At 62.7% G+C, this 13840-nt stretch carries 15 protein-coding genes; 10 read left to right on the forward strand and 5 right to left on the reverse strand.

The features are described 5' to 3' along the window. The first annotated feature begins 5 nt into the window (after positions 1-5). Both AC0L17_RS23920 and AC0L17_RS23925 read left to right on the forward strand, forming a co-directional pair. The gene (locus AC0L17_RS23920; RefSeq protein WP_091598398.1) at positions 6-629 is read left to right on the forward strand and encodes a hypothetical protein; all 624 of its coding nucleotides are present in this window, start codon (positions 6-8) and stop codon (positions 627-629) included. A 169-nt stretch (positions 630-798) separates the two neighbouring features. After that, entirely contained in the window at positions 799-1734 is a 936-nt protein-coding gene (locus tag AC0L17_RS23925; RefSeq protein ID WP_023799890.1) for a ribose-phosphate pyrophosphokinase, read from the forward strand. A gap of 96 nt (positions 1735-1830) precedes the next feature. On the opposite strand, the gene AC0L17_RS23930 is transcribed toward AC0L17_RS23925, so the two are convergent. Further along, positions 1831-2697, reverse strand: a complete 867-nt coding sequence (locus tag AC0L17_RS23930) for an AraC family transcriptional regulator (RefSeq protein WP_473517620.1) — start codon at positions 2695-2697, stop codon at positions 1831-1833. Positions 2698-2828: 131 nt separating this feature from the next. On the opposite strand from AC0L17_RS23930, the gene AC0L17_RS23935 reads away from it, so the two are divergent. After that, positions 2829-4079 (forward strand): MFS transporter, encoded by a 1251-nt coding sequence (locus tag AC0L17_RS23935; protein WP_473517621.1) that lies wholly within the window; start codon positions 2829-2831, stop codon positions 4077-4079. Positions 4080-4121: 42 nt separating this feature from the next. Here AC0L17_RS23935 and AC0L17_RS23940 read toward each other — a convergent pair whose 3' ends face one another. After that, positions 4122-4904, reverse strand: a complete 783-nt coding sequence (locus AC0L17_RS23940; protein ID WP_473517622.1) for an ArsR/SmtB family transcription factor — start codon at positions 4902-4904, stop codon at positions 4122-4124. A 3-nt stretch (positions 4905-4907) separates the two neighbouring features. Here AC0L17_RS23940 and AC0L17_RS23945 point away from each other — a divergent pair, with 3 nt between their 5' ends. From AC0L17_RS23945 to AC0L17_RS23975, 7 genes are all read left to right on the forward strand, one after another. Then, positions 4908-5411, forward strand: coding sequence for a DUF2938 domain-containing protein (locus AC0L17_RS23945; RefSeq protein WP_473517623.1), 504 nt, complete (start codon positions 4908-4910; stop codon positions 5409-5411). 321 nt (positions 5412-5732) lie between these two features. Then, positions 5733-6374, forward strand: coding sequence for a 50S ribosomal protein L25/general stress protein Ctc (locus AC0L17_RS23950; protein ID WP_023799895.1), 642 nt, complete (start codon positions 5733-5735; stop codon positions 6372-6374). A gap of 22 nt (positions 6375-6396) precedes the next feature. Further along, positions 6397-7122: an aminoacyl-tRNA hydrolase gene (gene pth, locus AC0L17_RS23955; protein WP_473517624.1), complete on the forward strand. Its 726-nt coding sequence runs from the start codon at positions 6397-6399 to the stop codon at positions 7120-7122. Positions 7123-7219: 97 nt separating this feature from the next. Beyond that, positions 7220-8323 (forward strand): redox-regulated ATPase YchF, encoded by a 1104-nt coding sequence (ychF, locus tag AC0L17_RS23960; protein ID WP_473517625.1) that lies wholly within the window; start codon positions 7220-7222, stop codon positions 8321-8323. 247 nt (positions 8324-8570) lie between these two features. After that, positions 8571-9545, forward strand: coding sequence for a magnesium/cobalt transporter CorA (gene corA, locus AC0L17_RS23965; protein ID WP_473517626.1), 975 nt, complete (start codon positions 8571-8573; stop codon positions 9543-9545). A 127-nt stretch (positions 9546-9672) separates the two neighbouring features. After that, complete coding sequence (locus AC0L17_RS23970) at positions 9673-10152, forward strand: MaoC family dehydratase (protein WP_473517627.1); 480 nt, start codon at positions 9673-9675, stop codon at positions 10150-10152. Then, complete coding sequence (locus AC0L17_RS23975; RefSeq protein ID WP_473517628.1) at positions 10149-10619, forward strand: MaoC family dehydratase; 471 nt, start codon at positions 10149-10151, stop codon at positions 10617-10619. Before AC0L17_RS23970 ends, AC0L17_RS23975 begins: the two co-directional genes overlap by 4 nt. A 166-nt stretch (positions 10620-10785) precedes the next feature. Here AC0L17_RS23975 and AC0L17_RS23980 read toward each other — a convergent pair whose 3' ends face one another. From AC0L17_RS23980 to AC0L17_RS23990, 3 genes are all read right to left on the reverse strand, one after another. Beyond that, a complete protein-coding gene (locus tag AC0L17_RS23980; protein ID WP_473517629.1) occupies positions 10786-11331 on the reverse strand; it encodes an adenine phosphoribosyltransferase in 546 nt (181 codons plus the stop codon). Between the two features lie 228 nt (positions 11332-11559). Continuing rightward, entirely contained in the window at positions 11560-12432 is an 873-nt protein-coding gene (locus tag AC0L17_RS23985) for a cytochrome c1 (RefSeq protein ID WP_473517630.1), read from the reverse strand. A gap of 89 nt (positions 12433-12521) precedes the next feature. Next, entirely contained in the window at positions 12522-13826 is a 1305-nt protein-coding gene (locus AC0L17_RS23990; protein ID WP_473517631.1) for a cytochrome b, read from the reverse strand. Between the last annotated feature and the right edge of the window lie 14 nt (positions 13827-13840).

The raw sequence follows: 13840 nt of genomic DNA on the forward strand, positions 1-13840 counted from the left end.
GGCAAATGAGGCGATCGCATGCGACGACCGTGTCATTGCTCGCGGCGCTGACGCTGGCCGCCTGCACCAACGCGAAGGACGTTCTCGAACCCTCGGCCATCGCCCCGCAGTCGACGCAGGCCGTGGCAACGCCCGGAAGCGGCACGGCTGCAACGCCGACCGCACCTGCAGCCACCGCCCAGCCTTCCGCGACAACACAGCCTTCCGCGACGGCACAGCCCGCAACCGAGCTGCCGGCAAAAAGCGCCGCCGTCATCGCACGCACCCGCCTGCAGGTGGCGCCGATCGTCGGCGCCTCGGTGGAAGCCGCGACACCATTGACCGCGCAGCTTCAGACGCGAGCCAAGCAGCGCGGCATCACCTTGGCAGGAAGCGCCGGACAGACCCCGACGCATGTGCTGAAAGGCTATTTCTCGACGATGTCGGAAGGCAAGGATACCACCGTCATCTATGTCTGGGACGTCTATGACCCGGCAGGCAACCGGCTGCATCGCATCAACGGCCAGCAGAAGGCGCCCTCGGTCAATGATGGCGAAGGCTGGGCTGCAGTCGCGCCGGAGACCATGCAATCGATCGCCGACCAGACGATCGACCAGTTTGCCACATGGCTTGGCGGGCAAGCGGGCTGACATGTTGCCGGCTGACATGTTGCCGGCTTTCCTCGCCGTTCATGTTTATTGAGATTAGCCGGCGGATTCCGATCACGACGCTTGCAATACCGGCACGGGCCGCTAAAAGCCCCGACTAAGGGGCTCAAGAGAGTCTGCCAGAGTCTCCATCCTTCACCAGGAACGGTGCATGAAGCTTTTCGCGGGCAATTCCAACAGGGTGCTGGCCGAAGCGGTCGCCCGCTATCTCAACATTCCGCTGGGCAAAGCCAGCGTCAGGCGCTTCGCCGATCAGGAAATCTTCGTCGAAATACAGGAGAATGTGCGTGGCGAGGATGTCTTCATCCTGCAGTCCACCTCGTTCCCGACCAACGATCACCTGATGGAACTGCTCATCATGATCGATGCCTTCATGCGCTCGTCGGCCAAGCGCATCACGGCGGTCATTCCCTATTTCGGCTATGCAAGGCAAGACCGCCGCGCCTCGGGCCGCACGCCGATCTCGGCCAAGCTGGTCGCCAACATGATCACGCGTGCCGGGGTCGATCGCGTCTTGACGCTGGATCTCCACGCCGGCCAGATCCAGGGCTTTTTCGACATCCCGACCGACAATCTGTTCTCGGTGCCGGTCATGGCCCGCGATGTGAAGGCGAAATACAAGCGGCTTGCCAATGTCATGGTCGTGTCGCCGGATGTCGGCGGCGTGGTCCGCGCCCGCGCGCTCGCCAAGCGCATCGACGCCCAGCTTGCCATTGTCGACAAGCGTCGCGAGCGCCCTGGCGAATCGGAAGTCATGAACGTCATCGGCGACGTGCGCGGCAAGGATTGCCTGCTGATCGACGACATCATCGATTCGGGCGGTACCTTGTGCAATGCGGCCGATGCGCTGCTTGCCGCCGGCGCCACCAGCGTCACCGCCTACACCACCCATGGCGTTCTGTCCGGCGGCGCCATCGCCCGCATCGGCGCCTCGAAGCTGCAGGAACTGGTCATCACCGATTCCATCCAGCCGACCCAGGCGGTGCTCGACGCCAGCAACATCCGCGTCGTCTCCATCGCCGACCTGATGGGTGAGGCGATCTCGCGCACGGCGACCGAAGAGTCGGTGTCGAGCCTGTTCGACTGAAATCTGCCCGCGATACAGCGCCGCGCGTCCAGAGACGCGCAAAGGACGCTGTAGCACCTTGATTTTGCGCATGATCCTCTCCGAAAAGGTTCGGGGTCATGCGCTAGCGTTCGGCACCCTGATGTTGTCCCTTGAGCCGCGCATATAGCCGCGTGGCGACGCCCCCAGCATGCGCTTGAACATGGTGATGAAGGCCGGCACGCTGTCATAGCCGAGATCGAGCGCTACCCTTGTGATCGGCTCGCCGTCCGCCAGCCGCGGCAAGGCCGCGAACAGGCAGGCCTGCTGGCGCCATGTCGACAACGACAATCCGGTCTGGCGGTGAAAGGCGCGGGTGAAGGAACGCCGGCTCATGCCGACAATATCGGCCCATTCGTCGATCGTCGCGTGCGGCGAGGGTGCTGCGACGAAGCGCCGGCACAGTGCCGCAAGCCTTGGATCCGAAGGAAAAGGCAGGCCGAGCGGCCGTTCCGGCAGGTTCGGGATTTCATGCAGCAGCAGGCTCATGATCAGCCCGCCGCGCCCCTCCAACTCGGCGCCCTGCGGCAGCTTTTCCGATTCCACGATCAGGCTGTGCATCAGATCGGTGATGCCGACGACGCGCAAGCCATCCGGCAGCCCGGCAATGGCGTCCGGCATCACATAGACCGAGCGCATGCTGACGTCGCCAAGCATCTCGACGGAATGCTCGGTGCCGGCGGGTATCCACATCGCATGATCGGGCGGCACCATCCAGCGCCCATGCCGCGTCGTCACCAGCACGACGCCGACAAGCGCATGCAGCAATTGACTGCGGCTGTGACGGTGCTGCGGAACGTGGTAGCCGTCGGGAAATTCGGTCGGCAGGGCCACCGCCGGCCCGACAGCCTGCTCCAGCCATTGCCAGCGGCGCAACAGCCCGAGATCGGTGAACTGGCCGAGATCGGTGTCGCCCGCTTTGAAGATTTCTTTGCCATGCGGCATTGGCTATTGGCCCACTCGCGAAACTATTGGACCAAACCACGAAAGAAGTCGCCCGGCAAGTAACTTATAAGGCAGCGGGGCCATAAGGGCCGCCTGCGGGAGCGTCCGCCAAAAAGACCATGGAGCCTGCGTTGACTGATACGACAGCCACCTCCGCCGCCACGCCGGCGACGGCCAGCCACACTTCGGCGCAAGCGACGGCCTTCACCGTCATCCTTGCGGTGAGCTTCTGCCATTGTGTCAACGACATCATGCAGTCGCTGCTGTCGGCCATCTATCCGCTGCTGAAGGACAATTACCGTCTCGATTTCTGGCAGATCGGTCTTTTGACCTTCACCTTCCAGGTGACGGCGTCATTGCTGCAGCCGCTGATCGGCATGGTCACCGACAAGCGGCCGATGCCCTATTCGCTGCCCTACGGCATGGCGTCCTCGCTGATCGGCCTGATCGTGCTGGCCTATGCCGGACACTATTGGCTGCTGCTGATCGGCGCGTCGCTGATCGGCATCGGCTCGGCGATCTTCCACCCTGAATCCTCGCGCATCGCCCGCTTCGCCTCGGGCGGCAGGTTCGGCCTGGCGCAATCGCTGTTCCAGGTCGGCGGTAATCTCGGCCAGGCCATCGGGCCGCTGCTCGCCGCCTTCATCGTCGTGCCGTTCGGCCAGACGAGCATAGCCTGGTTCGCCGCCGGATCGCTGATCGGCATCGTCGTGCTGTGGCGGGTCGGCGGCTGGTACAGCCGGCTGCGCGCCTCGCTAGCCAACCGCAAGGCGGCAGGCTTCGTCTCGCCCTTCCCGCGCCGCAGGGTGATGGGCGCGCTGGCGGTGCTGACCTTGCTGGTGCTGACAAAAAACGCCTACGTTGCCAGCCTCGCCAGTTACTACACTTTCTACGCCATCGATAAATTCGGCGTTTCGGTGCAGATGTCGCAGGTCATGCTGTTCCTGTTCCTCGGCGCCTCGGCGCTGGGCATCCTGCTCGGCGGCCCGTTCGGCGACCGCTACGGGCAGAAGCCGATGATCTGGTTCTCGATCGTCGGCGTGCTGCCGTTTACGCTGGCCCTGCCCTACGCCAATTTCGAATGGACGATGATCCTGACCGTGCTGATCGGCCTGATCCTGTCCTCGGCCTTCTCGAACATCGTCGTCTTCGCCCAGGAACTGGTGCCCGGCCGCGTCGGCATGATCGCCGGCATCTTCTTCGGCTTCGCCTTCGGCATGGGCGGCATCGCCGCCGCTGTGCTTGGCGTCGTCGCCGACATGAAAGGCATCGACTTCGTCTTTCAGGTCTGCTCGTATTTGCCGCTGCTCGGGCTGCTGACGGTTTTTTTGCCGAACATGAAGGAGGCGAGGAAGCTCGAAGCTGGAACCACTATCGGGTGAACCTTGAGTTGGCTTGCCCCGGCGACGCCGGCTTCGGCTCTGTCAGCCGCTTTCGTAGTTCATGCCGTCGACATCAAGGCTTGGGGTCAGCCACTCGGGAAAGCCACCTTCGAACCGGCGTGATGCCCAGCCTCGCGCCCTCAGGATTGCCAGCGCGTCGGCAGAGAGAACGCACTGGACACCACGGCAATAGGCGACGATGACCTTCTGTCGTGGAAGCTCGGCAAGTCGTTCTTCCAGCTCACCCACGGGAATGTTGATCGCACCCGGCAAATGCCCGGCCGCGTATTCCTCTTGCGGCCGGACGTCGAGCAACACGACTTCTTCGTCCCGCATGCGGCGCACCAGTTCCTCGCGCGAGATGCTCTCCAGCCTGTCCGGCCGGCTCATAGTGTCATCGATAAGCTCGCGGATTTGCTCGCGCCTGTGGTTCGCAAGGCTGCGCAGCGCCCCAAGCACGTTTTCGATTGGACCATCGGCCAATCGATAAAGGACGCGTTTCCCGTCTCGCCGGGTCTGCACCAAGCCGGCCCGCTTGAGCTGTTGAAGATGCTGCGAGGTGTTGGCCATGGCGATGCCGGAAAGTTGCGTCAGCTGCTCCACGGCCAGTTCGCCGTCGGCAATGTGGCGCAGAAGAACCAGCCGGTGTGCATGCCCCAGCGTGCGGGCGAGATCGGCTATTTCGTCAAAGATCGGATGATGGACATCTGCGTTTTTCATATCGCATGATACAATAATCAAACGATCAATCAATACATTGAACGTTTTATTTGAAACGGCTAGTGTCTGGCGCCGTGACAGGAAGCATGGACAAGGCAGGAGCAAAAAATGAACGAGCAGTTGGAGTTCGTTGTCCGCGCAGCCGCGATCGGAACGGGGGCGACGGCGGTGATGGATCTCTGGGGATTGTTTCTGAAACGAACGTTGGCGATTCCGCCGCTTGATTATGCTTGGGTCGGCCGCTGGATCGGCCACTTTCCGCGAGGACGTTTCGCACATACGAATATCGCTCAGGCGCCCCAAATTCGCGGCGAAACGCCGATTGGCTGGGTCGCGCATTACGCGATCGGCATCATCTTTGCTGCATTGCTGATGGCAGTATGGGGCCTCGACTGGGCACGAGACCCGACATTACTTCCCGCCCTTGTTGTCGGCATGTCCACTGTCGTTGCCCCGTTTTTCATAATGCAGCCGGCCTTTGGAGCCGGAATTGCAGCCTCGAAAACGCACAATCCGAGCACCGCGCGTCTGCGCGGCCTCATCACTCATCTGTCCTTCGGCGTCGGGCTGTATGCCGCTGCATTGTTTTCCGCACACCTGTTCCCGATCTGATACTGGTCGATTGCGGTCGGCTTTCAGGACACAACCCCAATATTTTGCAAATGCGGGAGCAAGCACGAAATTCAAAAAGCGAGACACTGCCCACCCGCGTTCGCCACCCGCCTTTGGCTTGCACCCCGCCCCACCTTCCGCTATAGAGCCGCCACCCGCGTAGACACCCTTGGAGGCAACGCGGCGGAAGGCTGTCCGGCCTCACGTGATCCCAAAAAAGATTTTGGACCAGATCATGTAAGGCCATGACGGCTTTCGACGTTTACGGCCCAGGCATCTCGCCGGCCGCGAACGCTCCAGAACAACGCGAAAGGAAATGCCATGAGCCAAGCTTCTTACGAGCTCAAGGCCGAAGCGCGCGAACAGGTCGGTAAGGGGTCCGCCCGTGCAGTTCGCCGCAACGGTAAAGTGCCTGCAGTAATCTACGGCGACAAGCAGCCTCCCCTGGCGATTGCGCTGACCTACAAGGACATCTACTACAAGATCCATGGCGGCGGGTTCCTGACCACAATCGCCACGATCGATGTCGACGGCAAGAAGATCCAGGTCCTGCCGAAGGACTACCAGCTCGACCCGGTCAAGGATTTTCCGGTCCATGTCGACTTCCTGCGCATCGGCAAGGACACCGAAGTCAATGTCGACGTGCCGGTCCACTTCATCAACGAGGACAAGTCGCCCGGCATCAAGCGCGGCGGCGTGCTCAACATCGTGCGTCACGAGGTCGAGTTCCACTGTCCGGCCAATGCGATCCCGGAATTCATCACCGTCGATCTAACCGGCACCGATATCGGCGATTCGATCCACATCTCGGCGGTCAAGCTGCCGGCCGGCGTCAAGCCGGTGATCTCCGACCGCGACTTCACCGTCGCGACCATTGCCGGCTCCGCGGCGATGAAGCCGGAGGCTGAAGAGACGGTCGAAGCGGCTGAACCCGAAGCGGCTCCTGCCGACGAAGAGAAGTAATCCTTTCCGCTCGGAGGTGACGATGCTGCTGTTTGCAGGCCTCGGCAATCCGGGCGCGAAATACGCTGACAATCGGCACAATGTCGGCTTCATGGCGGCGGACGCAATCGCCCGCCGCCATTCCTTTTCGCCCTGGTCGAAAAAGTTCCAGGGCCTGATCGCCGAAGGCACGCTTGCCGGCGAAAAAATCATCCTGATCAAGCCGCAGACCTTCATGAACCTGTCCGGCCAGTCGGTCGGCGAGGCCCTGCGCTTTTACAAGCTCGACGCTTCGGCGCTGACCGTCTTTTATGACGAGATCGACCTTGCCGCGGGCAAGGTGCGGGTCAAGGTCGGCGGCGGTTCCGGTGGCCACAACGGTATCCGCTCGCTCGAGCAGCATGTCGGCAAGGATTTCCGCCGTGTGCGCATTGGCGTCAGCCACCCCGGCGTCAAGGAAATGGTGCATGGCCATGTGCTTGGCGATTTCGCCAAAGCCGACCGCGAGTGGCTGGACGTGCTGCTCGACACCATCGCCGACGATGCCGGACTGCTTGCCAAGGGCGACGACAATTCCTTCATGAATCGCGTGACGCTGGCCTTGCGCGACAAGCTCACGCCGACGGGCGACGACGACCGCCCGCCACCCAAGGCACCGAAAGCACAAAGCCACGTTCGCCAGGCGCGGCAGCAGCAGCCGGCAGCCAAGCTGCCCGAAACCGGCCCGATGGCCGCCATGCTGAAGAAGCTGTTTGGCGGCAAGGATTGAGCCTGGCCACGGATCGGGGCTGCAGGGCTTGACGTTCGTCACCCGTTTCGCCCATAGCCCTCATCAAATTTCGATTTCCCGATAGGACCGGATAAAAATGGGTTTCAAATGCGGCATCGTTGGCTTGCCCAACGTCGGCAAGTCGACGCTTTTCAACGCGCTGACCAGGACGGCGGCGGCGCAGGCCGCCAACTATCCGTTCTGCACCATCGAACCGAACACCGGCGAAGTGGCGGTGCCCGACCCGCGCCTGCAAAAAATCGCGGCGATCGGCAAGTCGAAGGAGATCATCCCGACCCGCATCTCGTTCGTTGACATTGCCGGCCTGGTGCGCGGCGCCTCGAAAGGCGAAGGGCTGGGCAACCAGTTCCTGGCCAATATCCGCGAGGTCGACGCCATCGTCCATGTGCTGCGCTGCTTCGAGGATGACGACATCACCCATGTCGAGGGCCGCATCGATCCCGTCGCCGACGCCGAAACCGTCGAGACCGAGCTGATGCTCGCCGATCTCGACAGCCTCGAGCGCCGCATCGTGCAGTTCCGCAAGCGCGCTTCCGGCAAGGACAAGGAGGCGCTGACCGTGCTTCCGATGATGGAAGCCGCCCTTGAGCTCCTGCAGGCCGGCAAGCCGGCCCGCATCCTGCTCAAAAACATCTCCACGGAGGATCTGCGCATCCTGCAGGGGCTGAACCTGCTGACATCGCACCCCGTGCTCTATGTCTGCAATGTCGCCGAGGCCGATGCTGCCACCGGCAACCAACATACCGAAGCGGTCGAACAGATGGCTGCCGCGCAAGGCGCCCGCACCGTGGTGATTTCGGCGGCGATCGAGGCCGAGGTCGCGCAGCTTAGCGACGAAGAGGAAATGGAATTTTTGGCGACCCTGGGGCTCGACGAACCCGGCCTGAACAAGGTGATCCGCGCCGGCTACGAGCTGCTGCAGCTCATCACCTATTTCACCGTCGGGCCGAAGGAGACGCGCGCCTGGACCGTGCACAAGGGCGCCAAGGCGCCACAGGCTGCAGGCGTCATCCACACCGATTTCGAGCGCGGCTTCATCCGCGCCCAGACCATCGCCTACAACGACTTCGTCACGCTGGGCGGCGAAGTCGCGGCCAAGGAAGCCGGCAAGGCGCGCGACGAAGGCAAGGAGTATGTCGTCCAGGACGGCGACATCATGCTGTTCAAGTTCAACACCTGAGCTGACCGACGGCGCCTTCTTCCTTCTCTGGTGCCAAGCTGGAACACCCCTCATCCGACCTCGCTTCGCGAGGCCACCTTCTCCCACAAGGGGAGAAGGAAGAGCCGTTCCGGCGCGGCTTGACTGCCCGCAACGCCCGGTCTAAGGGGCGTCTGCACCGGCCCTGCTTTCGTCGAAAGCGCGTGCAATCCGAAACGACGCGCCCGCTCCAACCTATCCTTTTGGCCTCAGCAACGGAGACCCGGCGATGATCAAGGCATTCGTCGTGGACAATGATCGCCTGCGCCTTGCCGACGATCTCCTGGCAAACAGCGACCAAATCGTCTGGGCCGATCTTGTGAGCCCGACAAAGGAAGAGGAAGCGGCCATCGAGGCCTGGCTCGGCGTTGCCATTCCGACGCGCGAGGAGATGGAGGAGATCGAGATTTCGAGCCGCCTCTATGTCGAGGACGGCGCCTATTTCATGACCGCCATTCTGCCGGCCCAGACCGAGGCCGACGATCCCCTGATGTCGCCGGTCACCTTCGTGCTGGCCGGCAACAGGCTGATCACCGTGCGCTACCACGAACCGAAGGCCTTCAAGACGTTTCCGCAGCGCGCCGAGAAGGTGGCGACCGGCTGCACCAGCGGCGACACCATCCTGATCGGCCTGCTGGAGGCGATCGTCGACCGCCTCGCCGACATTCTGGAGCGTGCCGGCCGCGATATCGAGACGATCTCGCGCGACATCTTCCAGCCAAGCTCGACCAAGGCTTCGAAGCGCAATCGCGATTTTCAGGAATTGCTGAAAGCCATCGGCCGCAAGGAGGACATCGCCTCCTCGATCCGCGACAGCCTGATCTCGCTGCAGCGGCTCGCCGGCTTCCTCACCCACGCTTCGACCCAGACCAAGATGAGCAAGGACATCCGCGCGCGCATCAAGACCTTGTCGCGCGATGTGCTGTCGCTCGCCGACCACGCCACCTTCCTGTCGCAGAAGATCAACTTCCTGCTCGACGCGACGCTCGGCATGATCTCGATCGAGCAGAACGCCATCATCAAGATCTTTTCCGTCGCCGCGGTCATCTTCCTGCCGCCGACGCTGGTCGCCTCGATCTACGGCATGAATTTCAACGTCATGCCCGAACTGACCTGGAACTTCGGCTATCCTTTCGCCATTGGCTTGATGATCCTCTCGGCGATCCTGCCCTTCTGGTATTTCCGCCGCCGCGGCTGGCTGTAGAGGCTTCGGAGCTTCCATTCCCGTTGAGCGTGATGGCCTGGCGCACCAGAAATGACTTGACCGCCCCGCCTGCATCCGGGAAACCCGATCCGTGTCGATCGTACAATCTTGAACCGGATTCCAGACCATGACCGGAAAGAACGAAAAGACTTGGGCCTATGAGGATTTCGTCGAGGGCGCCTCGCTCGACCTCGGCACGAAGCTGGTGAGTGCGGCCGAGATCATCGAATTCGCGCAAGAGTTCGATGCGCAGCCGATGCATCTCGACGAGTCGGCGGGCAGGGCCAGCATCCTTGGCGGGCTGGCGGCCTCCGGCTGGCACACCTGCGCGATGTTCATGCGCATGCTGTGCGACGCCTTCCTGCTGGACTCGACCTCGCAGGGCGCCCCTGGTGTTGATCAGGTCCGGTGGAAGAGGCCGGTGCTGGCCGGCGACATCTTGAGCGGCAGCACCACCGTCCTTGCCAAGCGTCTGTCCAGATCCAAGCCGCAGCTCGGTCTCGTCACTCTGCGCAGCGAGCTTTTCAACCAGCGTGGCGAAGGCGTCTTCGAACTCGAGAACACGGTCATGTTCCTCGCCCGTGATGCCGCACAGGGCCGCTCATGACATTGGACGAGTTCTTCTGCATCGGCGTCACCGTCACCCTCGGCTCGCATAGATTCGAGCCCGAGGCGATCAAGGCGTTCGCCAGGAAATACGATCCGCAGATATTCCATCTCGACGAAGAGGCGGCGAAGAACAGCGTGTTCGGCGGCCTGTGCGCCTCCGGCTGGCACACAGCTGCAACCTGGATGAAGCTGAACCTCGAGACCGGCGTGGCGGCCGAAGGCGCCCGCTGGGCCGGCGCTGGGCCCGCCCCCGAATTCGGCCCCTCGCCCGGCTTCAAGAACCTCAAATGGCTAAAACCCGTCTATGCCGGAGAAACCGTGACCTTCACCCGCACCGCGCTTGCCCACCGCCCCATCGCATCGCGGCCGGGCTGGCGAGTGCTGACGCTGCGCTCGGAAGCTTTCGATTCGACCGGCGACAAGGTCATCGAGTTCGAAAGCGCCGTGCTGGTGAAGGTGGAGTGAGCGCCCTTCTTCCTTCTCCCCTTGTGGGAGAAGGTGGATCGGCGCGTAGCGCCGAGACGGATGAGGGGTGCTCCAGCTTGGCACTGCGGCACTCCGTGCAGCACCCCTCATCCGACCTCGCTTCGCGAGGCCACCTTCTCCCACAAGGGGAGAAGGAAAGAGCACTTCAATGCCCTTCGAACCCGATCAGCGTCCTGACCGGCACGCCGAGCGCCTCGAGCTTGTCGCGACCACCGAGGTCCGGCAGGTCGATGACGAAGCAGGCGGCGAGGATGTCGGCGCCGATCTGCCGCAGCAGCTTGACCGCTGCCTCTGCCGTGCCGCCGGTGGCGATCAAATCGTCGACGAGGATCACCTTCTCACCCGGAGACACGCCATCCCTGTGCATCTCCATCTCGTCCAGCCCGTATTCGAGGCTGTAGGCGACGCGCACCGTCTCGTAAGGCAGCTTGCCCTTCTTGCGGATCGGCACGAAGCCGGCCGAGAGCTGGTGGGCGACGGCGCCGCCAAGGATGAAACCGCGCGCCTCGATGCCGGCGATCTTGTCGACCTTCTGGCCGGCATAGGGATGCACCAGCTCGTCGATGGCGCGGCGGAAGGCGCGCGCATTGCTTAGCAGCGTGGTGATGTCGCGAAACAGGATGCCCGGCTTCGGATAGTCCGGAATGGTGCGGATCGAGGCAACCAGCGTGTCTTCGAGCGAAGGTTTCATGGGGCGGCTCTCCGGGCGTTCGTCCGACTTGAAGACGTGAGGGGGAATTTCGGCCGATCGTAACCCGGCGCGGCCGCCGACGGCTACCGCGATGTGGCGCCTGGAAAGAAAATTGTCCGGCAAAGGACCGGAGACGGCTACCTTCGGAGGCGGTCTTCGGAGGCAGTCCTCAGAACATGCAAAAAGGGCGCCCTTCGACGCCCTTTCGATCTCGTGGTTTTCCGTAGCTCAGTGCGCCACGCCGGCCCACACCTTGCGCTTGGTCAGATAGACCAGCGCGCCGAACAGCAACAGGAAAACCAGCACGCGAAAGCCGGTCTTCTTACGGGCTTCCAGATGCGGCTCGGCTGCCCACATCAGGAAGGCCGACACGTCGCGGGAATACTGGTCGACCGTCTGCGGCGAGCCGTCGTCATAGGTCACCTGATCGTCGGAAAGCGGGTTGGGCATCTTCAGCGAGACGCCGGCTATGAAGTACGGATTGTAGTGAGTGCCTTCCGGTATCTCCATGCCCGCCGGCGGCTGCTCGTCATAGCCGGTCAGCAGCGAGTGGATGTAGTCGGGACCGCCCTGGGCGTATTGCGTGAAGATGTCGAAGACGAATTGCGGAAAACCGCGCGTGACGCCGCGCGCCTTGGCCAGCAGCGACATATCGGGCGGCGCAGCCCCGCCATTGGCGGCCGCTGCTGCCTGGTCGTTGGGGAACGGCGCCGGGAAATGGTCGGACGGTATGCCGGGACGCTCGAACATGTCGCCGGCATCGTTGGGACCATCGTTGATCGTGTACTCGGCGGCCAGCGCCTTGACCTGCGCTTCCGAATAGCCAAGATCTTCCAGCGTGCGAAACGCCACCAATTTCATCGAATGGCAGGTGGCGCAGACTTCCTTGAAGACCTTCAGCCCGCGCTGCAACTGCGCCTTGTCGTAGGTGCCGAAAGGCCCGGCGAAGCTCCAGTCCATCTCCTTCGGCTGGTGTATCGGGAAATGCGTCGGCGCGGCGTCGCTGTGCGCCTCCTCCTGGGCGATCACCCCGGTGGTCGCGGCCGCGGTGCCTGCCAGCACAAGGCCGAGCAGCGCCAGCGAGGTGAGAATCGTCTTCATACCAAATCCCCTTGAGATTCTCTGGCGCGCTGTCGTCGTCTCGAGCATGATCTTGTCCGAAAACCGGTCTCCACTTTTCGGCGTCATGCTCAGCCCTTGGTTTCCGGCGCGGCTGTCGCGCGAGCCGGATGCCCGCCACCGCCACCCTTGTTCTTCTCGAGAACTGCCTCGGTGATCGAGTTCGGCAATCGCCGCGGCTTCTCGACCAGGCCCAGCACCGGCAGCACGACCAGGAAGAAGGCGAAGTAGAACAATGTCGCCATCTGCGCCATGAAGACGTAGCTGCCCTCGGCCGGCTGCGAGCCCAGCCAGCCAAGCAGGACGGCATCGATCACGAACAGCCAGAAGAACAGCTTGTACCAGGGCCGGTAGACCGCCGAGCGCACTTTCGAGGTGTCGAGCCACGGCACCAGGAACAGCATGGCGATGGAGCCGAACATCGCGAGCACGCCACCGAGCTTGGAGTTGATCGGCCCGATATTGAAGGTGATGGCGCGCAGGATCGCGTAGAACGGCAGGAAGTACCATTCCGGCACGATGTGGGCCGGCGTCTTCAGCGGGTCGGCGACGACGTAGTTGTCCGGATGGCCGAGAAAGTTCGGCAGGTAGAAGACGAAATAGGCGAAGATGAACAGGAACACCAGCATCCCGAACGCGTCCTTGATGGTCGCGTAAGGGGTGAAGGCGACGGTATCGGTCTTCGATTTGACCTCGATGCCGGTCGGGTTCGACTGGCCGACCACATGCAGCGCCCATATGTGCAGCACAACGACGCCGGCGATCATGAACGGCAGCAGGTAGTGCAGTGAAAAGAAACGGTTCAGCGTCGGGTTGTCGACAGCGAAGCCGCCGAGCAGAAGCTGCTGGATCCATTCGCCGACCAGCGGAATGGCGGTGAAGAAGCCGGTGATGACGGTCGCGCCCCAGAACGACATCTGTCCCCAGGGCAGCACATAGCCCATGAAGCCTGTCGCCATCATCAGGAGATAGATGATGCAGCCGAGGATCCACAGAAGCTCGCGCGGCGCCTTGTAGGAGCCGTAATAGAGGCCGCGGAAGATGTGGATGTAGACGGCGACGAAGAAGAACGACGCGCCGTTCGAATGCAGATAGCGCAACAGCCAGCCCGAATTCACGTCGCGCATGATCTTCTCGACCGAATCGAAGGCGAGACTGCTGTCCGCCGCGTAGTGCATGGCCAGCACGATGCCGGTCAGCATCTGCGCCCCCAGCATGAGCGCCAGGATGCCGCCGAAGGTCCACGCATAATTGAGGTTGCGCGGCACCGGATAGGCGACGAAGCTGTCATAGACCAGCCGCGGCAGCGGCATGCGGGCGTCGACCCAGCGTCCGACACCGGTCTTGGGCGTATAGGTCGAGTGTCCCTCGCTCATCGAAATGTCCCCTC

Source organism: Mesorhizobium sp. WSM4829 (genome assembly GCF_055811475.1).

What these genes read in the sequence shown, in the direction of transcription:
- AC0L17_RS23920 (WP_091598398.1), top strand. Translation starts at nt 6, where the DNA reads ATGAGGCGATCGCATGCGACGACCGTGTCATTGCTCGCGGCGCTGACG.
- AC0L17_RS23925 (WP_023799890.1), top strand. Translation starts at nt 799, where the DNA reads ATGAAGCTTTTCGCGGGCAATTCCAACAGGGTGCTGGCCGAAGCGGTC.
- AC0L17_RS23930 (WP_473517620.1), bottom strand. Translation starts at nt 2,697, where the DNA reads ATGCCGCATGGCAAAGAAATCTTCAAAGCGGGCGACACCGATCTCGGC.
- AC0L17_RS23945 (WP_473517623.1), top strand. Translation starts at nt 4,908, where the DNA reads ATGAACGAGCAGTTGGAGTTCGTTGTCCGCGCAGCCGCGATCGGAACG.
- AC0L17_RS23950 (WP_023799895.1), top strand. Translation starts at nt 5,733, where the DNA reads ATGAGCCAAGCTTCTTACGAGCTCAAGGCCGAAGCGCGCGAACAGGTC.
- pth (WP_473517624.1), top strand. Translation starts at nt 6,397, where the DNA reads ATGCTGCTGTTTGCAGGCCTCGGCAATCCGGGCGCGAAATACGCTGAC.
- ychF (WP_473517625.1), top strand. Translation starts at nt 7,220, where the DNA reads ATGGGTTTCAAATGCGGCATCGTTGGCTTGCCCAACGTCGGCAAGTCG.
- corA (WP_473517626.1), top strand. Translation starts at nt 8,571, where the DNA reads ATGATCAAGGCATTCGTCGTGGACAATGATCGCCTGCGCCTTGCCGAC.
- AC0L17_RS23970 (WP_473517627.1), top strand. Translation starts at nt 9,673, where the DNA reads ATGACCGGAAAGAACGAAAAGACTTGGGCCTATGAGGATTTCGTCGAG.
- AC0L17_RS23975 (WP_473517628.1), top strand. Translation starts at nt 10,149, where the DNA reads ATGACATTGGACGAGTTCTTCTGCATCGGCGTCACCGTCACCCTCGGC.
- AC0L17_RS23980 (WP_473517629.1), bottom strand. Translation starts at nt 11,331, where the DNA reads ATGAAACCTTCGCTCGAAGACACGCTGGTTGCCTCGATCCGCACCATT.
- AC0L17_RS23985 (WP_473517630.1), bottom strand. Translation starts at nt 12,432, where the DNA reads ATGAAGACGATTCTCACCTCGCTGGCGCTGCTCGGCCTTGTGCTGGCA.
- AC0L17_RS23990 (WP_473517631.1), bottom strand. Translation starts at nt 13,826, where the DNA reads ATGAGCGAGGGACACTCGACCTATACGCCCAAGACCGGTGTCGGACGC.